We start from the raw sequence: 22,461 nt of genomic DNA, 5'->3' as shown, positions 1-22,461 counted from the left end.
CGTCGACGGCGCGTCGTGTTCGATGTTCATGAGAAACGACATCGCCCCCAGCGCGCCCCGCCGTCGCAGGACCTCGCCACGAGAAGCCGCGATGAGGCCCCAAGGAGTTCTGCGTGGTGTTCCGATTCCTTGGCATCAGGCCACGGACCTCGCGCAAGAATCCGTTTGGCGGACCACCGCGACCACTGCTACGTTTTCGGAGGCCGTGCTAGAGAACGAGGAGGTGGTACCCGTGAACGCAGTATCGACATGGGTGCTCCTTTCCGGGGTCACGGTCGGGCGATAGGTCGTCCGGGAGCGCCGCTCTGAGCACTCCCGAAAGGCACGACCATGCACTTCACTTCTGAACAGCGTCTCGACGACGATGTCCTCGAGCGCGAATTCACCCTCGGTGAGATCCCCGGCATCCTGTGGACGCCCGCGTCCGCATCCGCACCGGTGCCGCTGATCCTGCTCGGCCACCCTCCCCTCGGGCTGCGCAAGATGTACCCCCGGCTGGTGGGCCGAGCCCAGCACTCCGCGGCGGAGGGTTTCGCCACGGCCACCATCGAGCTCCCCGGAAGCGGCGACCGGCCCCGATGGGCCGCCGTCGAGCAGGCCCGCGCCGACCTGCGCCAGGCGATGGAGGCCGGCGAGCCGGTCAGCGACGAGATCGTCGACGCCCTCATCCTCCCGCTGGTCGAGAAGGCGGTCCCGGAATGGCAGGCCGCCCTGGACGCCCTCCTTGCGCTGCCCGAGATCGGCGGCCCGGTCGGATACTCGGGGGGAGTGATCTCCATCGGCATTCGGCTGGCGGTGGTCGAGCCGCGCATCGCGGCCGCCGGTCTGTTCGCTGGAAGTTTCGTGCCTCGAGCGATGTTCGAGGAGGCCCGCCAGGTCACCATTCCGTTGCACGTCCTGCTGCAGTGGGACGACGAGGGGAACGACCGGCAGGCGGCCCTGGACCTGTTCGACGCCTTCGGCTCCAAGGAGAAGTCCCTGCATGCCAATATGGGCGGGCACACCGGCGTCCCGCAGTTCGCGGGGGACGCCGCGGCCCAGTTCTTCACCCGGCACCTGAAGTGAAGCCGGGTCGTCAGGCCGCCAGCTGACGGTAAGCCGCGCTGACCAGGATGCTGCTCGTCGAGGGAAGGTCCCGGCGCTCCTCTGCTGTGTGTGCCGTGGGCCCGGCCGCGTTCGTACGGACGCTGTTGGTTAATTCGGCCCCTCGCGTGACGTCGGTCTCCACGATCCGGTTGCGGTCGTGGAGACCGACGTTGTTGTGTGGGGTGGGTGTCGATGTCGATGCGGCCGAAGGGGCCGGGGGAGATTCCGGCGGAGACGGTGCGGGTGGCCCGGGTCGCGTTCCCGAAGGGAAGGCTGGCGAGCGCACGGAACCCATCGATCGCCTGGTCGAAGAAGGTCTTGGCGTCCGCGTGCCGGCCGTGGCGCAGACGGATGAGGCCTCGGTTGTTGGCCACCCAGTTGATGGCGGTGGCATCGTGCGCGGATCCGACGAGTTCGGCGGCGAGCTGTGCCTGCTCTTCCGCCAGCTCGATATGGCCGGAATCGAGGAGGACATCGGCCAGGATCGTGCGTGCCCTACCCTCGGCTCGGCCGTCGCAGCTGGCTCTGGCGGCGTCGCACATGGCCCTGGTGGTTGCTTCGTACTGGTGGGAGTTGGCCCCGGACTCGCTGAGGTCCTTGGCCGCCCACAGCAGATCGATCGCGCGCCGAATCCTGTCCGTACCTGCGGCTTGCTGTACGCAGGCCAGCAGGCAGGCTGCCTCGGAATACAGCCAGTCCAGGGCTGCGGACTCTCCGGCGAAACTCAGTCCAGGACAAGCGGTTGACTCCAGGTCGTCCACCAGCCGGTCGCCGGGCCGCTCGATCGCGTACACCGCGGCAGCCGTGGCCAGGTAGAAGTCCAGCAGGCGGGAGATGGCGGCATCCCGCTCGCTCTGGGACTCGTCTCGCTCGGCGCAGGCGCGCGCGTAGAGCCGCACCAGGTCGTGGTACCGGTAGCGGCCGGGCTCGGCTGACTCCAGCAATGAGGTGTCGACGAGGGACTCCAGCAGGTCTTCCGTCTCGTCCGTCGGCAGATCCAGCACCGCTGCGGCCGCGGCCAGGGAGATGTCCGGCCCGTCCGCCAGGCCCAGCAGCCGGAACGCGCGTGCCTGGGCGGGCTCCAGGGCGCCGTATCCGAGCTCGTAGGTGGCCTTCACAGCAAGGTCGCCGGCCTGCTGTCAGACGGCCAGCCGGTGAGGGTCTGGGGCCGGAAAGGTGTATCTGTTCGGGTCGGCCGGGGTGCCGTCGTGGCACTCCAGGCAGCTGCCGATCGTCTTGAGCGGTACTGGCGCTGGACAGCGGCTACCGCCAGGGATCTGCAGATGGGTGGGCACATTTGCCCGTCGGCCCATGGAGATGCCTGGTCGTGAGGACCGGACCGGTATCGGGTGTTCGGTGCTCTGGCCGCCCTCATGATGAGGCAAGATGGCGTGCATGCCCCTGGCCACCCCCATACTGCACACCGCTCGCCTGCGACTGCGACCTTTCGCCGACGCCGACGCGGCCCCGCTCTTCGCGCTGCACAGCAGCGCCTACGTGTTGCGCTACTGGGACGCCCCGCCGTGGAACGAACGGGCCCGCGCCGAGCGCTTCATCGCGGTTTGCCGGCAGATGGCGGACGAAGGCACCGGGGCGCGGGTGGCCATCGACCGTGTTTCTGACGGGGCCTTCATCGGCTGGTGCAGTCTGACTCGATGGAACCCGGACTACCGCAGCGCGTCGTTGGGCTACTGTCTTGCCGATGCGGCGTGGGGCCACGGCTACGCGACGGAGGCCGCGCGCGCCTTGCTGCAGTGGGCATTCGACACACTGGACTTGAATCGAGTTCAGGCCGAGACCGATACGCGCAACGTGGCATCTGCCCGGGTCCTGGAGAAGATCGGATTCGTGCGTGAAGGGACGTTGCGGGAAGACTGCATCGTGAACGGCGAGGTATCCGACTCGTGGGTGTTCGGGTTGATCAGGCGAGAGTGGCGGCCGTCGGCCGTGCCGATTCCCACCCGCTAAGGCTTCCTCTCTGGCGAGACGGCGCCTGGGCGCCGGTGCTCCGTTCCACTGCGGCGATTGACTGGCACGGCGCTCTGATGCCGTGATCCACAGGACCGGAAGATTGGAGTAACTGTCAAGATCTGTGGATGGGGAAATCCAGCGGGGTGGAAGCGCAGCGGGGAGACTGGGCTTGAGTCTCCCGTAGGGGGAGGCGCGAGGGTGCAGGCATGGACGGCGACACGCTTTTCACGATCGGGGACTTGGCCCGGCGCACCGGGCTGACGGTCAAGGCCATTCGGTTCTACTCCGACAGCGGAATCGTGCCGCCGACAGACCGCAGCCCGGCTGGCTACCGGCTCTATGACATCGGCGCGCTGGCGCGTTTGGACCTGGTGCGCACCCTGCGTGACTTGGGGCTCGACCTTGCCGTAATCCGGCAGGTACTGGACCGGGAGGTCTCGGTGCCCCAGGTCGCGGCCGCACACGCCGACGCACTGGAGGTGCAGATCCGCACCCTGCGACTGCGGCGCGCTGTGCTGCGAGCGGTGGCCAAACGGGGATCCACCCTCGAGGAAATGGACCTCATGCACAAGCTCGCCAAGTTCTCCGACGCCGAACGCCGACGCCTCATCACCGACTTCATCGACGACACGTTCGGCGGGCTCGAGGCCAATGCCGAGTTCGTGGACATGATGCGCTCGGCCATGCCCGACCTGCCCGACGACCCCGACCCCGATCAGGTCGACGCTTGGGTGGAACTCGCCGAGCTCACCCAGGATCCCGACTTCCGTGCGGCCGTCCGCCGCATGGCGCAGTACCAGGCAGCCGAGCGCGCCCAAGGCGACGTCACCGGCTTGCACCACGACCTGACCGAAACAGTCCGTGACAGCGTCGGCCGCGCGCTCGATGCCGGCATCGCCCCTGCTTCTGCCGAGGCCACACCCATCATCGACGCCCTGACCGCCCGCTACGCGCAAACCTTCAGCCGCGCCGATGACACCGACTTGCGCCACTGGCTGCTGACACGCCTGGAGATCGCCGGTGACCCCCGCGCGGAACGCTACTGGCACCTGCTGGCCGTCATCAACGGATGGCCTGTCCCACCCAGCCTGGCACCGGTGTTCACATGGTTCACGGAAGCCTTGCGCGCCCGCACCGGGCAATAGTCCCGCGCCTGGCGGCCGGCCCGGTCCTCGCGGCTTCGATCAGCCGCGAGGGTCGCCGGGCGTTCGACGAGGTGGCCGTCCATGCGGCGGTGCGCGAGGCGGCATTCATGATCGCCTCGATGTGCTGGAGCGGCTGGCGACCGGCAGCGGTCGGGTTGCCCACGACGTGGTCGACGCCCTCCATCTGCTCAGGGTGGCTCTCCATCCAGCCGACCAGCGGCCTGCCGAAAATCATCGCCCAGCCGTGTGCCCCGTCGTACTTGAGTCGGTGGATCTTGTCGCGGAGGACTCCGGGGTACACGGCCACCGCGTCGACGCGGGAGAACCCCCGCTTAGAGACCGGCAGCGCACAGAGCCGGTTGCCGCACGGTCTGCCGGGCGCGACGGCCTGGGAGCAGGACGAGCAGTGGCTGCCGGAGACGGGCTGGAGGGTGCGCCCAGCGCAGTCGGAGCACAGGCGTGCGGTGCCGGTGACGACGTAAGCGCACGCCGGGCACTCGGGAAAGCCTGCCGGTTCGGGCAGACCTGTCGTCACAGGCCGGCCAAGGCGAGCTGCTGTCGCTGCTGGCCGGCGCGCTGGATGTCGGCGGCACGTGCGAGGCGTTCGGTGATGTCGCTGGACTGGGTGACCAGGATCGCCCGGTCCTCGTCGACCATCTTCTTGGCCCAGGGCTGGGCGTCGGCAAGGGACCTGATCAGGAAAACGAGCTTGCCGTGCTCGGCGGCCAGACGTGCCTGCATCTTGGCGCCGGGGGTGCTGGAGACTTCGATCACGACGCTGCCCAGCGTGGTGCCGGAGGTGACGACGTTGCGGCGCGGGAACGTGTACTTCGCCGGGGGGCTGGTGGGCCAGAACTGGCTCACCAGCGCGCCGCCGGAGGCGAGGATGGCCTTGGCGAGCGGCCGGTTCTCGGCCGGGTGGATGGGCGCAGCAATGCCGGTGGCCATGACGGCGAAGGTGCGGCCGCCGGCGGTGAGGGTGGCTTGGTGGGCGGCGGCGTCGACGCCCTTGGCGAGTCCGCTGGCGATCACGACGTCGTGTTCGACGAGCTCGCGGGCCATCCGGGCGGCCCGCCTCAGTCCGTCCTCGGAGGCCTGGCGGGTGCCGACGACAGCAATGGAGCGGGCGTCGCACGGGTCAAGCTCGCCGCGGTAGAAGAGTAACGGCGGGAGGTTGCCGATCATGCGCAGGTTCGCCGGGTAGTCCTCGTCGAGGACGATGACCAGACGGGCGCCCGCCCGCCCTCCCGGCCGCGGCCAGCTCGTCGTCGACGCGGGCGCGGGCGTCGTCGAGCCGGCAATCAGGCCCTGCTGCAGCAGGGGCCGGCTCTTGGTGGCGGCGCCGGAGTCCTCGCGCACCTGCCCGTCCATGAGCGCGGCCAGGCCCTCGGGGCTCTGGGCGCTGCGTGCGAGCAGGCTCCAGTCGAGGTGGAGCTGCCGATGCGCAGCGCGCACAGCGTCAGCAGATCGTGCTGGTCAGCGGTGATATCGAGGTCCATCGGGGGGTCCTTCTACTCGCGGCCCCGGGATGTTCGAAGGATGAAGCGAAGGATGAAGCGGTGTACTCGGGCCACCTTCATCATGGCGTTCACGGGCCGCGAAGGGGTGCGGGCGGGCCGGACATGCCGGACGAGGCACTGGCTCAGCCGCCGTTCTGCCCGGCGGCGACGAAGTGGGTAAGGTCGCCGACCGTGTACAGGTCGATCGTGATGCCGAAGCGCAGCCGGTAGGCGGTGTGGCGGGCCGAGCCGTACTTGCCGATGGTCAAGGCGATGACCTCTGCGGCTTTGGCGCTGGCCAGGAGGATGCGGGGCCACTCGATGGACTTGCCCTCGGTGGTGAAGTCGTCGAGGAGGCATCGCGGGCAGTGGAAGGCCCCCATCCGCCACGGGGGGAGCGCACAGACGGGGCCGGTCGGGGTCGTCAGAGGGTGAAGCGCCAGTCGCCTCGGGCCAGCCGGGTACGTCCGTCTGGCGCGATCAGGGTTCACCCGTTCGGCGGCTCCGGCTCGCCGGTTCGGGCGAATGGGCCGTCTCATTGTGGGTGAACCGCAACCGCATTCGTGTGGGGGTTGGCTGATGTACAACATGCGCGCCGATCAACTGACCACCGAGAACGGCCCAGTGCTGCTCTGGCACGTTCTCGATCATGATGACTTTTCTCTGTGCGGCCGGCCGCTGACCAGGAAGGCGACCGTCACACCAGAAGGCGCGATGGAGCGCGAGGATTACTGCCACCTCTGTATGGAAGTGGTGGCCGCCGTCGTCGCCGCAAGCCTTGCCGGTGCGCCGACCGACGCCCAGCGTGGGGAGCGCGGGGCATGAGCGGGCCGACGGCAGGAATGCACCCCGTGGGCGTAGCAACCGAGGGCCCGCTCACAGCCGCCCGACCGCGGCTGGTCGCGCGATGGCGCGAGGTCGCGGACCGGAATCTCACCCCGACCAAACGGTCGCTCATCGTCACGTGGGCGTCCTTCGGCACGACATGGGGCACGGTGCGGCTGATCACGCACGGTATCCGGGGCGGCTGGCTGCCCTGGGGCAACATCTCCGCCGGCGGTGAACACCTGCACCACTACAACTTCGGTATCGCAACGCTGGCCGGGATAGGGCTGATCGCCGTTCGCGGCGACGAACGGGCCGTCGGCCACCCCGCGGTCGCCGCTGCCTACGGCGCCGGAACCGCCCTGATCACCGATGAGTTCGCCCTGCTGCTCGACCTGCGTGACGTCTACTGGGCCGAGCAAGGACGCCTCAGCGTCGACGTCTCCCTCGGCGTCCTCGCCGCGCTCGGCACCTACCTCACCGCCAAGCCGTTCTGGGACGAGATCGTCAAGGTGACACGCCATCACATCGCATCCGCCGCGAAGCGCGGCCTGTCCTCAGCCGGTTGAGGCAATGCGACCGCAACGACGACGTGACGCCCTGCGAGGCCTCGCCGGAGACCTATTGGCTCCAGCGCCCGTCTCGTGATCACAGTGATGCCGTCAGGAATGCACGTGGAACGGACGGATTCGCGTCGTGGCGGAACATCCGCGGTGGGCGTCGGCGCCGTGGTAGCGCCCGCCCTTCAGGTGCACCAGGGGCCCGGGTGAGTGGCAGGGCCTGTTGTACGACCGGTGAGAGCTCCGCCAGCTGGTCCCTGGCGGCTGTCGGCCGGTGAGGATCCGCCTGGCCGGAAGACCGGTGATGAGATCTTCCAAACCGAAAGGGGGCCCCTATGGTCTTCGTCAAGCTGATGTGACGGCTGGGGCCTGGTAGAAGGTGCCGTCGCGGAGCATCGCGAACAGCACGTCGATCCGTCGTCGGGCAAGCGCGATGACGGCTGCGACGTGGTGCTTTCCTTCCTTGCGCTTCTTGTCGTAATAGGCGCGGGACTCTGGCTGTTTGAGCGAGGCGAACGCGGCGAGATAGAGGGCGCGTTTGAGCTGCCTATTGCCGCGCCGGGCGGGATGCTCGCCGCGGATGGAGGAGCCGGAGGACCGGGTGACCGGGGCGAGGCCGGCATAGGCGGCCAGGTGCCCGGCGGTAGGGAACGCGGTGCCGTCGCCGACGTCGATGAGGATGCGGGCTGCGGTCCTGACCCCGACGCCGGGCATGGAGGTCAGGACCTGGGAAAGAGGGTGTGCCTCCAGCAGTTGCTCGATCCGGATGGCGAGGACCTTGCGCTGGTCGAGGACGGCGGCGAGGGAGGAGGCGAGGCTGGGAACGATCAGTGCTGCGGCCTCGGTCCCGGGGACGACGACGGTCTGCTCGTCGAGTGCGGTGAAGATGTCGTCCACCAGGCGCTCGGCCATCCGCGGTGCCTTCGGCCGCAGCAGGGTGACCAGGCGGCGGCGCCCGGCCTTGCGGATCTGAGCGGGTGAGCCGAAGCGCTCCAGCAGGGCCAGGACGGCGGGATGGTCCAGGCGTGGGCCCAGGACTTGCTCGAGGGAGGGGTGGATCTGGGTGAGCAGGCCGCGCAGGCGGTTCTTGATGCGGGTGGTCTCGGTAGTCAGGTCGTCGTCGAAGCCAGTGATCATCTGCAGTTCGGCTGTGGTTTCATCAGCCGGGTCGATGGCGCGGAGCGTGTGCGGCATCGAGCGGGCCGCGTCGGCGATGACATAGGCGTCTCTCGCGTCGGTCTTGGCCTCACCCGGATACAGGTCCGCGATCCGACGCATCGTCAATCCCGGCAGGTAGGCGACCTGGCAGCCCATATCCCGGGCGACCGCCAGTGGAAGGGCGCCTATGGAGGCAGGCTGGTCGACCACGACGAGCACGGTGCCGTGCCTGGCCTGCAGCTTGGCGAACAGCTCACGCAGCTTGGGCTCAGTGTTGGGCAGGGGCTTGTCGAAGGCCTTCTTCCCGGCCGGGGTGAGGGCGGTGGCGTGGTGCTCGCCCTTGCCGACGTCCAGGCCCAGATAGACGTCGACGGTCTCGTCCTTGGTCACGTGATCCTCGCTCCCCAGCTCCGAACCATCCCGGCCTGCCTGCGGCATCAGCGTGCCGGCATCCACGTTACGGAGAGCCTGCCTCACCCGGTGCGGGTTCAGCGCCCATGCCCCTGATCAGCGGTCTGCCAATGCCTCCGTGCCCGGTGACAGCACCCTTTCGATCATGACTGACTGGGCAGCAGAATCATGCCGGGACCGGAGGCCGGGAGCCCCATTGCGGGGCCACGAAGAAGGTAACGGGCAGCGGCAGCTGGGCAGCCGGTTCGGCGAGCATCGGGACGCGGAGGTCATCCTGAGCATGCCGCGCATGGGCCCGGCACTCGGCCCAGAGTTCGTTACCTGCACCGGTGGGACATGACCCTTGGCAACGCCAGCCGCCTCGCAGGGGTCACCGGTCCCGCCGGTCTCGTCCCTGTTCCACGCGATTCCGAGCGGATTGGCCGCAGCATGCGTCGCTACGCCGCCACCGCCGACTCCCACGGGTCTGCTACCTCTCCGCCCAGATCGGCGACCTGAGATGCCGAACCTCGCCACTGCCCCGATCAGCGACACTGCGACGCTCAGAAATCCGGCCGTCTCGATCGATTCCTTTCGGCGGGTCGCCGAGTCGGTAGCAGTGACGGACCGAGGTCCGCACCAATCGACAACCGGGAGCAACAGTGCTGCTTGAAAACAAGAACGCGATCGTCTACGGAGCGGGCGGCTCCGTCGGAAGCGCGGTCGCTCACACCTTCGCCGCGGAGGGAGCACGGGTCTTCCTCGTCGGACGCACCACCGCCGCGCTGGAGGCTGTCGCTGAAAAGATCCAGGCCTCCGGTGGCGTCGCCGACGTCGCCACGGTGGACGTGATGGACGAGGACGCCGTGGAAGCGCACGCCGACGCAGTGGTCCGGAACGCCGGCTCCCTCGACGTCTCTTTCAATGCGATCAGCCTGCCCCAGACAGGTATTCAAGGCACCCGCTTCGTCGACCTGTCGCCCGACGCCTTCGACCTGCCCATCGCCACCTACCCCAAGGCCAACTTCCTGACCGCCAGAGCGGCCGGCCGCCGCATGACCGTTCAGGGATCAGGTGTGATTCTGACGATCACCGCGAGTCCCTCCCGTACGGCCGTCGCGCTCATGGGGGGCATGGCACCGGCCTGGGCGGCGGTCGAAGCGCTGTCCCGGGGTCTGGCTGCCGAGCTCGGACCGAATGGCGTGCGCGTCGTATGCCTGAACGCGGCGGGGATGCCCGAGACCCCACAGCTCACGGAGGTGTACAGCCTGCACGCCGATGCCTACGGCATCAGCCGCGACGCGTTCCAGGCCCGTATGACGGAGCGGACGCTGCGCAAACAGTTGCCCACGGTCGCAGAGATCGCCGACGTGGCCGCCTTCGTCGCCTCCGACCGGGCCGCCGCGATGACCGCGGCGATCGCCAACCTCAGCGCCGGCATGATCGCCGACTGACGACGCACCCGCTACATCACCAAAACACGCAGAGTGGCACAATCTGACAAGCGGCTGGGGAGGCGGACGATCGTGTTTCCGGTGCGCAGTCAGGACTGTGACGGTGCTTTGTGCAGCAAAGCCCCTATCGAGACACGTTCACCGGGCCGGTGACAGCAGCGGGCGTCTTTCGGGCCGGCAGGTGCATCGGCGGCCCCAGCGACCCGCTCGTCACGGGCCGCCTCAGAGGCGGGTGGACGCAGGGGCGTCCACCCGCCCGTTGTTGTTACACGCTCCGGCCTACTTGCCGGTGTGGTACACAGCGATTTCGGTCAAGGTCGGGGTGTAGGTCTCCGTCGCGATCTGCCCGGTGAGCGACACCCGAAGCCGGGAGGTCGTGACACTGCTGAAGCCGGTCACCGTGAGGTCGTGCCCGATACCGTTTTCGCGGCTCGCGAAGGTCACCCACTGGCCGGTACCGGGATCCCAGCGCTGCAGCTCGAACGACTGCACCCGCGGGTTGGTGCCCGCGTCGGTGTACTCATCCAGGTAGACCTCGTCGAAGGTGGTGTCCGAACCGAAGTTGATGTCGAGTGTGATCGGATATGTGGCGTCATCGGCCGCTGCCCAACGGGTCGTCAGGTCGCCGTCGGTCAGCTTGTCCGCGGTGAGCGTGCCGTTCGCCCCGGGGTGGGTGGAGCTGGCGGTGACCGTCTTGCCCAGCGCGAGGTTCACCCGGTCGTCGGTCTCCTCCTCGATCGGATCGTCGTCGACCGGGTGGGCGACCCGCTTGCCGAGGGGCGCCTCGGCGATGCCGATGTCCGGCGCGTCGCCGTAGTAGAGGTGCGTACCGAGGAAGTCCGCGGTGCCCAGGTGCGCGTTGTAGCGGCCCGCGTCGATCAACGGCGAGTCCTTGCTCAGCGAGAAGTGCGCGGCAGCCTTCCTGATCCTGTCCACGCCCGCCCCGGTGACGTAGTCCGCGGGGTCACCGGTGAACTTCGGGTCGGCCCGCAGCCCGTCCGGGTCGGCCGGCTCCTGGGCGGAGTGTTTGCCGCTCGCCTCGTAGTAGTCGTTGTTGGCGAACACGGCCTGCCGCAGCGCGCCGGTGCGGCGGTACCACGTCGTCGGGGCCGTCTTCGAGGTGTTGTAGAAGATGTTGTTCAGGAAGTGGACGCGGCTCAGGAACGTCTCGTCGTGGACGTAGTCGAGGTCGGCGCCGTCGTAGACGAAGGTGTTGTTCGCGAAGTAGGTCGGCGAGTAGTTCGTCGACAGCATGTTCTTCACCAGGACACCGTTGTCATTGACGCTCAGGTTGTAACGAGCCACCGAGTTCGAGCTGTTGCCCATGTAGGCCATCCAGCCCGCCGCGTTGTCGTGCGAGTAGTTGTACTGGTACGTGACGTTGAAGTTCGTGTACTCCAGGTCCCAGGGGGTGCCGTCGTACTCGTTGTCCGGACCGCCGTAGACCTCGTTGTACTGCATGGTCGAATCGGCGCCCGCCCACAGGTAGAGCGCGCAGGACACCGCGTCGTAGCGCTTCAGGAACCCGTTGACCTCGTTGTACTCGACCGTCATCCGCTGGGTGTCGGCGAGTTGGAAGGCGCCCTGGCCGATGCTCTCGGCGTAGTTGTGGCCGATGTAGACGTCACGGCTGTACAGGTCGCGGGTGCGCACCCACAGCTGCTCCCAGCCGTCGTGCCACTTACCGCTCTCGTCGTACTGGCCCGAGTCGGCGCTGTCGGCGCCGAACCAGTTGAACGCGAACTGGACAGCGTGCAGTTCCACGTTCTCGAAGGTGTTGTCCTCGATCCGGACGTCCTTGAAGTAGTAGCCGCCCGTCCCGTAGTCCTTGTAGCTCTTGCTGCCGAAGACCTGGAAGTCGACACCACCGTAGTGGATCTTCTGCCAGCTGCTCGGGCCGTCGAGGTTGTGGACGTAGATGTTCGATATCCGGAAATGGTCCATGATGCTGTCCTCGCCGTCCTTCAGCAGGTCGGCGTTGATCGAGACCATGATTCCGTCACGGACGTACGAGCCGGTGGTGATGTCGGTGGCGAAGTCGTCGTCGTTGGACAGCTCCACGCTGTCGACGTCCCAGTACTGCTGGTTGCGCAGCACGATGGCGCCGGTCAGACCGACGGTCTTCGGGTTCTTCGTGCCGTCCGCGTTGAACGGGCTGGGAACCTTGCCGTTCGTCGCGATGTAGGGGCGGCCGGCGTGTGGGTCGCCGTACGCCGAGATCGTGATCGGCTTGCCCGCGCTGCCCGAGCCCTTCGGCCACAACTGCTCGTCCTGCCACTGCTCACCGGCCTTGAGCAGGATGCGGTCGCCAGGCTTGAACGTCGTCGCGTTCGCCTTGGCCAGGCTGCGCCAGGCGATCTTCGGGGAGGTGCCGGCCGCGTCGTCGTGGCCGTGCGTGGCGTCGATGTAGTAGTCCTTGCCGCCCGTTGTGTTCGGCAAGTTGCCCGGCCAGGACTGACCGGCAGCCGAGACCGCGGCCGCCGGGGACGGCTTCGGCAGGGCCGCCGCGTGTGCGGCCGGGGCGAGCGACCCCACGAGCAGGGCGGCGAGCAGGGAGGTCAGGCCCGCGCGAAGCGTCCGCGCGGTGATTCTCGGGCGCTTCGATGCCCTCTCTCCGCCGGGTGGGCCGTTGCCGGCAGGTCTCATTGCTGCACATCCTTCGTGTTGATGGCACCCATCGCCGAGGCGTCGACGTCCATCGAGGCGTCGTCGGCCCGGCGCTGGAGGTATGTGTCGAACTTCTTCTCCACGAGCGACTGGCGGATCCGCTGGGCGTACTGCTTGAACGCCTTGTCCTCGTCGGTCTTCTTGCTGTCGAGCTGGTAGAAGGTGATCTGGCCGGTGCCCTTCACGGGTGCCGAGATCTGGCCCGGCTCGAGTTTGCCGAGCACGGACATGAGGTCCTGGTCGTGCGAGTTCAGCCCGTTCGAGCCGCCGTCGTACGTGCCGGTCGTCAGCTTGGCGTCCGGTTCCCCGGTGACGGCCGAAAGGCGGCCCGCGGCTTTCACCCGCCGCTGGACGGCGGTGGCCTGGGCCGCGGAAGCCTCCTTCGGCACCTGCACCACCAGCTGGCTGTACGTGTACATGGTGGCGTTGGCGCTCCAGACCTCCGGGTCGGCGTCGAACGCCTTGCGGACCTCGGCGTCGGTGACGTGGAGCGGCTCGCCGGAGTCCTCGGCGAGCCGGTCCTTCAGGCTGGTCGTGAGCTCGGTGAGCCGATGGGTGTAGTACTCCTCGGGAGAGAACTGCGTGACGCCGTAGACGGTTCGGCCGGCGGCGATGGCTTGGGCGCGGGAGCCGTTCTCCTTCGTCCGTTCGCCTTCGAGATCCGCGAAGTCCACCGAGTCGATCAGGCCCTGTTCCTCGGCGAGGAGAAGGGTCGTCTTGTCCTCGCGGATCTCGTCAAGCGCACGGGTCTCCAGGCGCTGGAGCGCGGTCCTGTTCCCGGTCTTCGCGTTCCAGGTGAACGTGCCCTGGAGGTGGTACTTGGTGCGCAGCTCGTTCTGCACGGTGGGGGCGAGCCGTTTCATGTGAAAGAGCAGTTCGTCGCGGGTGACCGGGTGTCCGTCCAGGGAGGCGACCTCGTCTCCGCGGTGGTGGCCGAGGACCGTGACCGCGGCGACGGCCAGCGCGGCGACGGCAAGGCAGGCTGCGCTCAACACGGCGAGGGTGCGCCGTGAAGGCCGGCTGCGGGGGGTGTCCTGCGGGCGGGATGCCCCGGCCTGCCTGCCGGTTGGCGTCGCTCTGCGGGCACCGGGCTTGCGCGAACCGCTCGGCCTACGGGCGCCACCCACCCTGCTGGGCCTGCTGGAACCCGCCCTGGTGGCCGCCGACTTCACAAGGACGTCCCGATCGCCGCCACCCGGGAGACGACGGGGGTGTCCCGGCTCTGGATGATTTCGACGACGACCGTGTCCACCTCGGCCGGCGGGAAGGTGAGGATGCGTTGGTAGCCGACCGCGTTGGCCTCGGCGAGCGTCGTCCAGTCACCGTTCCGGCCGCCCCGGACGACGACGTGCTCGATGCGCTGCCCCTGCGTGATGTCCTCGCCCAGCACGACCGCCTCGACGGGACGGGCGCCCGCGAAGGCGAGCGTCACAGTGGGGCGGGCGTCGGTGTCGTCCGGCCGCCAGGAGGTGCGGGCCTTGCCCGGCCAGGCTGTGGCGACATCGCCCGGGGTGCCGGAGGTGACGGTCGCGTCGGCCTCGATCCGGCGGGAGCGGAAGTCCGCGATGCGCTGCCCGAGGCCCTTCAGCGTGTCCACGTCGGCCTCCCGGAGGCGGCCGTCGGCTGCCGGGGGGATGTTGAGGAGGAAGCAGGAGTTGCCGCCGACGGACCGCAGGTAGATGGTGAACAGTTCGTCGACGGAACGGACGTGGCCGTCCTCGGCCGGGTGGTGGAACCAGCCGGGCCGGATCGAGGTGTTGACCTCGGCCGGGTACCAGACCAGGTCGTCCTCGTGTCCGGCCAGGGCGGCACGGCTGCCCAGGTCGCGGTCGTCGCTGCGGACCAGCCGGGCGAAGCTGCCGTCGTCCGCCTGCTGGGAGCGGGATGCGGTCCGTTCGGCGTCCTGGAGGGCGCGCGGCACCACGCTCCACTCGTCGGGGCGGGTCTCGCCGGCCTCGTTGCCGCACCAGCGGACGTCGGGCCCGCACACGTTGATCACCGCGTCCGGCTGGAGTTCGCGGACGACCGCGTAGTAGCGCTCCCAGTCGTACACCTGGCGCCTGCCGTTCGGGCCCTCGCCGTTGGCACCGTCGAGCCACACGGAGAACACCGGGCCGTAGCGGGTGAGCAGTTCGGTGAGCTGGGCGACGTAGAAGTCGTCGTAGCCGGTTCCCGAGCCGTAGGACGCCTCGGTGCGGTCCCACGGGGAGAGGTAGACCCCGAACTTCAGGCCGTGCCGGCGGGCCGCGTCGGCGACCTCGGCGACCACGTCGCCCTTGCCGCCGCGCCACGGAGACAAGGCGACCGAGTGGTCGGTGACGTCGCTCGGCCACAGGGCGAACCCGTCATGGTGCTTGCAGGTCAGGACGACCCCGGTCATTCCCGCACTCTTGATCGCGGCGACCCACTGGTCCGCGTCCAGGTCCGACGGGTCGAAGAGGGCCGGGTCCTCGTGGCCCTCGCCCCACTCCCGGTCGGTCATGGTGTTGATGCCGAAGTGGATGAACCCGTAGAACTCCATCTCCTGCCATGCGAGCTGACGCTCGCTCGGTCGCACCGAGGCCAGCATCTGCTCGAACGCCGTAGTGCTCAACGAAACCTCCGGTTGTACGAGGCGAGCAGCATCAGCAGCCCCGCAAGAGCCAGGAGCATCACCCCGAGATGCCCCCATCCGATCGTCGACCGCTCGATGACCACGAGCGCCACACAGGCCGCCGCGACGAGCGTGCGCACGGCGACGAGCAGCGCCGCACGCGTCGAGTCCTTCATGCCGGTCTTCCTTCCGCTTGGGCCGTGCGGCCGTCAGCCCTTGACTCCGCCGGATGCCATGCCTTCGATGAGCCGCTTCTGGATGAAGGCGTAGACGATCAGGACGGGCACGATGACGATGACCATGCCTGCGTACAGGCGCCCGTAGTCGGCCGCGGCCTTCTGAGCGGTGAACAGGTTGAGCAGGCCGACCTGGACGGTCTTGCCGTCGCCGGGCAGCAGGGTGAGCGAGATGATGAAGTCATTCCAGTAGGCGAGGAAGTTGAAGAGGATCACGGTGGTGACCGCCGGGCGGGCCATCGGCAGCATGATCCGGGTCATGATCCGCCAGCGGGACGCGCCGTCGAGCGAGGCGGCCTCCTCGTACTCGACCGGGATGGATCGGAAGTACGCGGTGAGCAGGTAGATGGTGAAAGGGATCGACGTGGCCGCGTAGACGAGCGAGAGCACGGTCGGGTTGTCGATGAAGAACCCGCCGGGGAAGACGTCGACGAGCGCCTTGTCCCAGCCGACCAGCATCAGAAAGATCGGTACGACGATGTAGTTGACGTTGACGAACAGGCCGCCGAGCAGCGCGATCTCGACGATGCCGCGGCCTGGGAACTCGTACCGGGCGATGACGTAGGCGGCGGGCACGGACACCGCGAGGACGAGGACGAGGCCGAGCAAGGTTACGAACACCGAGGTCAGGAAGTACTGACCCATGTGCGCGTCGGTGAATGCATCGACGTAGTTCTGGAAACGCAGGCCTTCGGGCAGCGTCCAGGGGCTGCCGAAGAACTCGCTCTTCTTCTTCAGCGAGGCCAGCAGCACCCAGACGACCGGCACCGCGATGGCGAGCGCGAGGACGAACACGAGCGCATAGGTGAGCACACGTCCGGTCCGCGAGCGGGCGGTGCGCGGGCGCAAGGAGTTGATCACAGTCATGGTGCGGGTCCTCAGAACTGGAGGGGCTCGCGCCGCGTCGCCCGGCTCACCAGGAGCGACACGAGGAACGAGAACGCGAAGATGACGACACCGATGGCCATGCCGTAGCCGTACGAGGAGTTGGTGTACGCCTGCTTGTACATGTAGCTCAGCAGGACCTCGGAGGAACTGTCCGGGCCGCCGCCGGTCATGGCGCGGACCAGCACGAAGCTGAGGTTGACCGCGCTCATGATGAAGAAGGTCAGGGAGGTCCGCAGGTTCTGCCAGATCAGCGGCAGCGTGATGGAGAAGAACTGGCGGGCGTTGGAGGCGCCGTCGAGCGCGCCGGCCTCGTACAGCTCCTCGGGGATGCTCGCCATGCTCGACATGTAGAGGACCATGTAGTAGCCCAGCGACTGCCAGACCATCGCGATGGCGACGGAGTAGAGCACGATCTTCTGGTTGCCGAGCCAGACCTGCTGCCAGCCGTCGAGGGACAGCAACCGCAGGGTCCCGTTGAGCAGACCGTTCTTCTGGTCGTAGATGGCGGAGAAGATCGCCGCGATCACGACCACGGAGAGGATGTTCGGAATGTAGAGGATGAACCGGAGGACGTTACGGCCGCGCAGCTTCTGCCGCGTCATGATCGCGGCGAGAAACAGACCCATACCCATGGTCACCACGGTCACCACGACCAACAACGCGACCGTGTTCTGGAAGGCACGCACGAACTGGTCGTCGTCGATCAGATGGCGGAAGTTGTCCAGCCCCACGAACTTCATGTCCGGGGAGAACCCGCTCCAGGTGTAGAGCGACATCCGGAACACGTTCACGGTCGGGTAGACCATGAACACCGCGAAGAGCACCAGCGCGGGAAGCAGACAGGCGAGCACGAAGCGCATGTCGCCGCGGCGCCGCCGAGCCGGGGAACGGGCGCCGCGCCGGGAGCCTCGGGGGGTCGGAGCGGGTCTCGTCGTGAGGTCCGCTGAGTCATGGGGTGGGGTGGAGAGGGTCGTCACCGTGCCGGTCCTCCGGTCGTACGAAGCAGTCCTGGGTGCGCCGAGAGGATCTCCCGGGTTGGGGGCGCCGGCGGCGACCCGGGTGGTCCGGGTCGCCGCCGGGCCGGTCAGTCGCCCGCCTGGCGCAGCTTCTCGCTGGCCTCGTTCAGCGCGGGCTGCCACTTGGCCTCGGTGGTGTCGCCGCTGATGATGCTGTTGGCGGTGTCGAAGAGGGTGGCCTTGATGTCGACGCCCTCGACGGGTGCGGTGGCGGCGAAACCGCCGACCAGCGCGGAGACCGACGGGTCCTCGTAGAGCTTGTAGAACTCGGCGCTCTCACCGGTCAGACTGTCCGCGATGCCCTCGATGGGCTGGATCGCATTCGACTTGGCGAAGATCTCGGCCGCCTTGTCGGAATACAGGTAGGCGATGAAGTCCTTCGCCGCGTCCTTGTGCTCGGCTGCGCTGGGGACCCACACCGACTCGACCGACGTGGTCAGGTACCGCTTGGCGCCCTTGGTGACCGCGGGCAGCGTGGTCAGGCCCCACTTGAAGCCCTTCGCGCGCGGGGCGTCCGCCATCTCGCCGGTGATCCAGGTGCCGTTCGGCATGAACAGCGCCTTGTTGTCGAGGACCGACTGCTGGTTCTTGGTGAAGTCCTGCTCGTTGGCGTAGCCGACGGTGGTCGGGGCGGCGTAGCTGAGCAGCTTGGTGGTGATGTCGAGCGCCTTCTTGGCGTTCGGCGTCTTCCAGACGTCCTTCTTGTACGTCATGACGTCGTTGTAGAACTGCTCCCCGCCGATGTCGGCGAGCAGGGCATAGAAGTAGGAGTCGAGGTATCCGCTCGTCGGGTAGGTGAACAGCGCGATGCCTTGCTTCTTTGCTTTGTCGCCCAGCTCGAACATCTCGTCCCAGGTGGTCGGGGGCTTCCAGCCCTTCTTCTCGAACAGGCCCTGGTTGTAGAACAGGCCGGTCGGCGCGTAGTACATCGGCATCAGGTACGTCTTGTCCGTGCCGTACGGGTTGGTGTTGAGGTTGCCGACGATCCCGTCGGTGAGCTTGTCCCCCACCGTCTTGTTCTCACCCGGGACCTTGGTCTTCAGGACCGGGGTGAGGTCTTCGAGGGCCTTGTCCTTGATCAGGGTCTCGGGGAGGGCGGCCTTGCGGCCCTGGCCGAGCACCACGACGTCCGGGTACTTGCCCGCCTTCATGTTCGGCGTGATCTCGTCCTCGATGCTCTTCGATATCTGCAACTGGACGTCGACGTCGGGGTGTGATGCCTCGTAGGCCTTGATGACCTGCGTGTACATGGTCCGGCCGTAGCCGCCTTCGAGGGCGGCGACCTTGAGGGTCGTCTTGCCCGAGCCCGCGTCGTCGCCGCCGGACGAGCAACCGACGAGCAGCGAGAGTGCCGTTACCGCGGTGCCCGCAAGGGCGAGCGATCTCCTCATTTTGGGTCCTTCCCGTGGACAGCAGTTGCCCACCTGACTGCGAGCGGTAGTGCGGGGCCGACGTCTGGCGCGTTGAAGGCCGAAGCGTCGGCACACCACGCCACCGCATCCCCGTCCGGCAGAATCATGGTCCGGAATTGTTACGGTGGCACCGATAACATGATGCGCAACGATGGCATCGATCTCATGGGTGCGCAAGGGTCAGTTGCAGGCCGTTTCAGACAATGGCCGAAACGTTACTCACTGCGGGCGCGGCGGGGCCGTCGAGGAACGCACGGACAGCGTGGGGGTGCTGACTGGCTCCTCACCCTCGGCGTCACCTTGCAGCAGCAGGGTGACCGCTGCCGCTCCGTATGCGAAGAAGTCCTGCTTGACGGCCGTGAGCGGCGGTGAGCAGAACGCGGCCAGGGCGATGTCGTCGACGCTCACGATGGACACGTCCTCCGGCACCGAGCGGCCACGCTCGCGCAGGGCGCGGATCACCCCGAACGCCATCTCGTCGCTCGCCACGAAGACCGCGGTGACCTCCGGGATCATCGCGATGATCTGGCCCTGCCGATACCCGGAGCCGGGCGACCAGTCGCCCTCCAGCGGCGGCGGTGCCTCGATCCCGGCCGCTTCCAGGCATTCCTGCCAGCCTTGGCGCCGTTGGCGGGCCTCGATCCACTCGTCCGGCCCCGAGACGTGCCAGACCTGGCGATGCCCCAGGTCCAGCAGGTGCTGGGTGGCGATCCGCCCAGCCTCCTTCTGGTCGATGCCGAGCACCCGGGCGCCCGCGGTCCGCGAACCGTCGAGTGTGACGGTCGGAATATCGCGGGTGATGTCTTCCATCTTCTTCGTCACGGAGATGAGCGGAACCGCGATCACCAGGCCGTCGACACCCTGGTCGGCGAGCCTGGCCAGGGCGCCCTCCATCAGGCCGACGTCGAGCTCGGAGATGGTCGCGATGCTCACCGCGTACCCGGCCGCCCCCGCGGCCGACTCGACACCCGCTGTCACCGCCGAGCGCGAGTAGTAGCCGCCGGACGCCAGCAGCACGAGCCCGATGGTGTGGCTGCGCCCCGAGGACAGGGCTCTGGCCGCACTGTTGAACCGGTAGCCGGCCTGCTCCACGGCGGCCAGTACGCGCCTGCGGGTCTCGGGGTTGACATTCGGTGAGCTGCGCAGCGCACGCGAGACCGTCTGGGCCGACACCCCGGCGATCCGGGCCACGTCGGCCATGCTCGGCTGTCTCTGCCGCGCAGTGTCCTCGTTCATTACCTTCCCTCCCCCGACGCCGTTCCAGGGACCCTACCAATGTTGTCACCCATGTCACCGATAACATACTCTCCATCCGTGACAGAGCACATCACCGAGCCACGGCCCCCAGCCGATGCACCGGTCGCCACCCCCACCGCCGCACTCTCCTGGCGCGACGGCCGCCTGTACCGCAACGCCGTCCCTCACCGCATCCTGTCCGGTGCGATGCACTACTTCCGTGTGCACCCCGGCCTCTGGCGAGATCGCATCAGACGGGTCGCCGACCTTGGGCTCAACACGATCGACACCTACGTGGCCTGGAACTTCCACCAGCCCCGCGAAGGCGAGCCACCGTCCTTCGACGGCTGGCGGGATCTCGAACGGTTCATCCACATGGTGGGCGAGGAAGGCCTCGACGTCATCGTCCGGCCCGGCCCGTACATCTGCGCCGAGTGGTCCAACGGCGGTCTTCCGAGCTGGCTCACCGCGAAGGACCTCACGATCCGCAGCTCCGACCCGGCGTTCACCTCGGCCGTCGGCGACTGGTTCGACGAGCTGATCCCACGCCTGGCCGCACTCCAGGCGTGCGAGGGCGGACCGGTCGTCGCGGTCCAGGTGGAGAACGAGTTCGGCAGCTACGGCGACGACCACGCCTACTTGCGGTGGAGCCGTGCGGCGTTGACCGGACGAGGCATCCGAGAGCTGCTGTTCACCGCCGACGGGCCCACGGAACTCATGCTGGACGGCGGCACGCTGAGCGGCACACTGGCCGCCGCCACACTGGGCTCCAATCCCGATGTCGCCCGACGCCTCCTTGCCGACCGCCGCCCCGACGAGCCTTTCCTGGTCGCCGAGTTCTGGAACGGCTGGTTCGACCACTGGGGCGACCGGCACCATGTCCGCGGAGTCGAGAGCGCCGTCCGCACACTGCGCGGCATCATCGCCGACCACGGCAGCGTCAGCATCTACATGGCGCACGGCGGTACCAGCTTCGGCCTGTGGGCGGGCGCCAACGAGACTCAAGGCCGACTGGAACCCATCGTCACCAGCTACGATTCTGACGCGCCCATCGCCGAGGACGGCCGTCTCACCCCCAAGTTCTTCGCCATGCGCGAGGCGCTCGGCGCGGAAAGCTCCCTTCGTTCACCCGAACGGTTGCCAGTGCTCCCTCCCGCACGCCTCCCCCTGGTCCACCGCGCCGACCTGCTCCCCGCCCTGGCTGCCGTACGCGCACGGACCACGGTCTCCCCACGCCCCGCCACGTTCGAACAACTCGGCCTCGACGCGGGCATGGTCCGGCACATCGCCCACCCGCGCATCCCGGCAGGCGAACATCGACTGGTCTTCACCGATGTGCGCGACCGAGCCCTGGTCTTCGTCGACGGCGCTCTCCTCGGCGTCGTGGACCCCAACTCCCCTGAACTGACCGTGTCCGGGGCCGGCGGGATCGTACGGCTGGAGGTCGTGGTCGAGAACCTCGGCCGGGTCAACTACGGTCCCGGCGTCGGCAGGGCCAAGGGCCTGCTCGGTCCGGTCCTCGTCGACCGGCGCATGGTCCAGGGATGGCAGAGCACACCGGTCGCGATCCAGGAATGGTCCTCGGTCGAACTGTCACATGCGCTCGGTGCGGGTCCCGCGACCACGTCGGCCGGGTTCGCCGCCGCCGAACTCGAGGTCGACACACCACAGGACACCTTCCTCGCGCTGCCAGGATCGGCCCACGGCTTCGTCTGGGTCAACGGGTTCCTGCTCGGACGCTACTGGGAGATCGGCCCCCAGGTCACCTTGTACTGCCCAGCTCCACTTCTGCGCGCGGGCAGCAACACGGTCACCGTTCTCGAACTGGAGCGTCTCGGCGAGACCTTGGAGCTACGGGACCACCCCGAGCTGGGACCGCCGGAGGAGTACGTGGAGGAGTTCTGAGACCGCCCACAGGCAGCAGTGCTTCCCGATCGTGAGTGCGCAGTGCAGGCCTTGCGGGCGACGTCGCGGCCAAGGTCGTGCAGGAGTACCGCAGGAAGAACGGCCCGTACGACGGGCTCAGCTCATCGGTGGAGTCCTGGCGGGCGGGAGGGGAGCAACGGCCCTCTACTCGGCCGTCATTGGGACATCGCTCCACAGGTCACGTTGGACCGCCGGCACCGCTGCTGCGCGTCGGTGAAGACATCCCGACGAATACATCGGATCACTCGCCGCCAGCGGTTCATGGTTCGCCCGAGGTGCGCAACCGTTTTCACCGTCACCGACCGTGAAAATTCCAGCAGTTTACCGACTCCGCAGACATCGGATGATTTCTTGCGGCGATGAGTTGTCGCTCGTATGGTTGAGGCCTACGGAGGATTC

19 protein-coding genes and 1 pseudogene are annotated in these 22,461 nt (G+C 67.9%); 7 read left to right on the top strand and 13 right to left on the bottom strand.

Annotated elements, in window-relative coordinates:
• The first annotated feature begins 330 nt into the window (after positions 1-330).
• The gene (locus IEZ19_RS34600) at positions 331-1,065 is read left to right on the top strand and encodes a dienelactone hydrolase family protein (protein WP_189315342.1); all 735 of its coding nucleotides are present in this window, start codon (positions 331-333) and stop codon (positions 1,063-1,065) included.
• A 295-nt stretch (positions 1,066-1,360) separates the two neighbouring features.
• Here IEZ19_RS34600 and IEZ19_RS34595 read toward each other — a convergent pair.
• A pseudogene (locus IEZ19_RS34595) lies at positions 1,361-2,222 on the bottom strand (AfsR family transcriptional regulator); the annotation flags it as partial.
• A 259-nt stretch (positions 2,223-2,481) separates the two neighbouring features.
• On the opposite strand from IEZ19_RS34595, the gene IEZ19_RS34590 reads away from it, so the two are divergent.
• Positions 2,482-3,054 carry a GNAT family N-acetyltransferase gene (locus IEZ19_RS34590; protein ID WP_189315341.1) on the top strand — a complete coding sequence of 191 codons (573 nt, stop codon included), beginning with the start codon at positions 2,482-2,484 and terminating at the stop codon, positions 3,052-3,054.
• Positions 3,055-3,263: 209 nt separating this feature from the next.
• Positions 3,264-4,202 (top strand): MerR family transcriptional regulator, encoded by a 939-nt coding sequence (locus IEZ19_RS34585; protein WP_189315340.1) that lies wholly within the window; start codon positions 3,264-3,266, stop codon positions 4,200-4,202.
• Here IEZ19_RS34585 and IEZ19_RS34580 read toward each other — a convergent pair.
• The 3 genes from IEZ19_RS34580 to IEZ19_RS34570 form a co-directional block, all read right to left on the bottom strand.
• The gene (locus IEZ19_RS34580) at positions 4,168-4,737 is read right to left on the bottom strand and encodes a hypothetical protein (RefSeq protein WP_189315339.1); all 570 of its coding nucleotides are present in this window, start codon (positions 4,735-4,737) and stop codon (positions 4,168-4,170) included. The genes IEZ19_RS34585 and IEZ19_RS34580 overlap by 35 nt on opposite strands.
• Positions 4,734-5,657, bottom strand: a complete 924-nt coding sequence (locus tag IEZ19_RS34575; protein WP_229841176.1) for a DNA-processing protein DprA — start codon at positions 5,655-5,657, stop codon at positions 4,734-4,736. The genes IEZ19_RS34580 and IEZ19_RS34575 overlap by 4 nt, the downstream gene beginning before the upstream one ends.
• 187 nt (positions 5,658-5,844) lie before the next feature.
• Positions 5,845-6,084 carry a hypothetical protein gene (locus tag IEZ19_RS34570; protein WP_189315338.1) on the bottom strand — a complete coding sequence of 80 codons (240 nt, stop codon included), beginning with the start codon at positions 6,082-6,084 and terminating at the stop codon, positions 5,845-5,847.
• Positions 6,085-6,280: 196 nt separating this feature from the next.
• On the opposite strand from IEZ19_RS34570, the gene IEZ19_RS34565 reads away from it, so the two are divergent.
• Positions 6,281-6,526 (top strand): hypothetical protein, encoded by a 246-nt coding sequence (locus tag IEZ19_RS34565; RefSeq protein WP_189315337.1) that lies wholly within the window; start codon positions 6,281-6,283, stop codon positions 6,524-6,526.
• Between the two features lie 26 nt (positions 6,527-6,552).
• Positions 6,553-7,095, top strand: coding sequence for a hypothetical protein (locus IEZ19_RS34560; protein ID WP_229841175.1), 543 nt, complete (start codon positions 6,553-6,555; stop codon positions 7,093-7,095).
• A 336-nt stretch (positions 7,096-7,431) separates the two neighbouring features.
• Here the strand turns inward: IEZ19_RS34560 and IEZ19_RS34555 are convergent, their stop codons facing one another.
• Positions 7,432-8,682 carry an IS110 family RNA-guided transposase gene (locus tag IEZ19_RS34555; RefSeq protein WP_444545198.1) on the bottom strand — a complete coding sequence of 417 codons (1,251 nt, stop codon included), beginning with the start codon at positions 8,680-8,682 and terminating at the stop codon, positions 7,432-7,434.
• Between the two features lie 614 nt (positions 8,683-9,296).
• Here IEZ19_RS34555 and IEZ19_RS34550 point away from each other — a divergent pair.
• A complete protein-coding gene (locus IEZ19_RS34550; protein ID WP_189315335.1) occupies positions 9,297-10,088 on the top strand; it encodes an SDR family NAD(P)-dependent oxidoreductase in 792 nt (263 codons plus the stop codon).
• Between the two features lie 279 nt (positions 10,089-10,367).
• Here IEZ19_RS34550 and IEZ19_RS34545 read toward each other — a convergent pair whose 3' ends face one another.
• The 8 genes from IEZ19_RS34545 to IEZ19_RS34510 form a co-directional block, all read right to left on the bottom strand.
• The gene (locus IEZ19_RS34545; protein WP_189315334.1) at positions 10,368-12,734 is read right to left on the bottom strand and encodes a discoidin domain-containing protein; all 2,367 of its coding nucleotides are present in this window, start codon (positions 12,732-12,734) and stop codon (positions 10,368-10,370) included.
• Complete coding sequence (locus IEZ19_RS34540) at positions 12,731-13,747, bottom strand: peptidylprolyl isomerase (RefSeq protein WP_189315333.1); 1,017 nt, start codon at positions 13,745-13,747, stop codon at positions 12,731-12,733. The genes IEZ19_RS34545 and IEZ19_RS34540 overlap by 4 nt, the downstream gene beginning before the upstream one ends.
• Before the next feature lie 176 nt (positions 13,748-13,923).
• Positions 13,924-15,348 (bottom strand): alpha-L-fucosidase, encoded by a 1,425-nt coding sequence (locus tag IEZ19_RS34535; RefSeq protein ID WP_229841174.1) that lies wholly within the window; start codon positions 15,346-15,348, stop codon positions 13,924-13,926.
• Entirely contained in the window at positions 15,345-15,524 is a 180-nt protein-coding gene (locus IEZ19_RS34530) for a DUF6903 family protein (protein ID WP_189315332.1), read from the bottom strand. The genes IEZ19_RS34535 and IEZ19_RS34530 overlap by 4 nt, the downstream gene beginning before the upstream one ends.
• A 33-nt stretch (positions 15,525-15,557) precedes the next feature.
• Positions 15,558-16,451: a carbohydrate ABC transporter permease gene (locus tag IEZ19_RS34525; RefSeq protein ID WP_189315331.1), complete on the bottom strand. Its 894-nt coding sequence runs from the start codon at positions 16,449-16,451 to the stop codon at positions 15,558-15,560.
• Between the two features lie 11 nt (positions 16,452-16,462).
• Positions 16,463-17,332 carry a carbohydrate ABC transporter permease gene (locus tag IEZ19_RS34520; RefSeq protein WP_189315330.1) on the bottom strand — a complete coding sequence of 290 codons (870 nt, stop codon included), beginning with the start codon at positions 17,330-17,332 and terminating at the stop codon, positions 16,463-16,465.
• A gap of 224 nt (positions 17,333-17,556) precedes the next feature.
• Complete coding sequence (locus IEZ19_RS34515; RefSeq protein ID WP_189315329.1) at positions 17,557-18,879, bottom strand: carbohydrate ABC transporter substrate-binding protein; 1,323 nt, start codon at positions 18,877-18,879, stop codon at positions 17,557-17,559.
• A gap of 240 nt (positions 18,880-19,119) precedes the next feature.
• Positions 19,120-20,136, bottom strand: coding sequence for a LacI family DNA-binding transcriptional regulator (locus IEZ19_RS34510; RefSeq protein WP_189315328.1), 1,017 nt, complete (start codon positions 20,134-20,136; stop codon positions 19,120-19,122).
• 51 nt (positions 20,137-20,187) lie between these two features.
• On the opposite strand from IEZ19_RS34510, the gene IEZ19_RS34505 reads away from it, so the two are divergent.
• The gene (locus tag IEZ19_RS34505; protein ID WP_189315327.1) at positions 20,188-22,041 is read left to right on the top strand and encodes a glycoside hydrolase family 35 protein; all 1,854 of its coding nucleotides are present in this window, start codon (positions 20,188-20,190) and stop codon (positions 22,039-22,041) included.
• Positions 22,042-22,461: the final 420 nt, after the last annotated feature.

It is taken from the genome of Streptomyces brasiliensis (assembly GCF_014647875.1).
In the GTDB taxonomy this organism is placed as follows: Bacteria; Actinomycetota; Actinomycetes; order Streptomycetales; family Streptomycetaceae; genus Streptomyces; species Streptomyces brasiliensis.
Note: the sequence above shows the minus strand (reverse complement) of the source record. Positions and strands in the feature narration are given on the sequence as shown.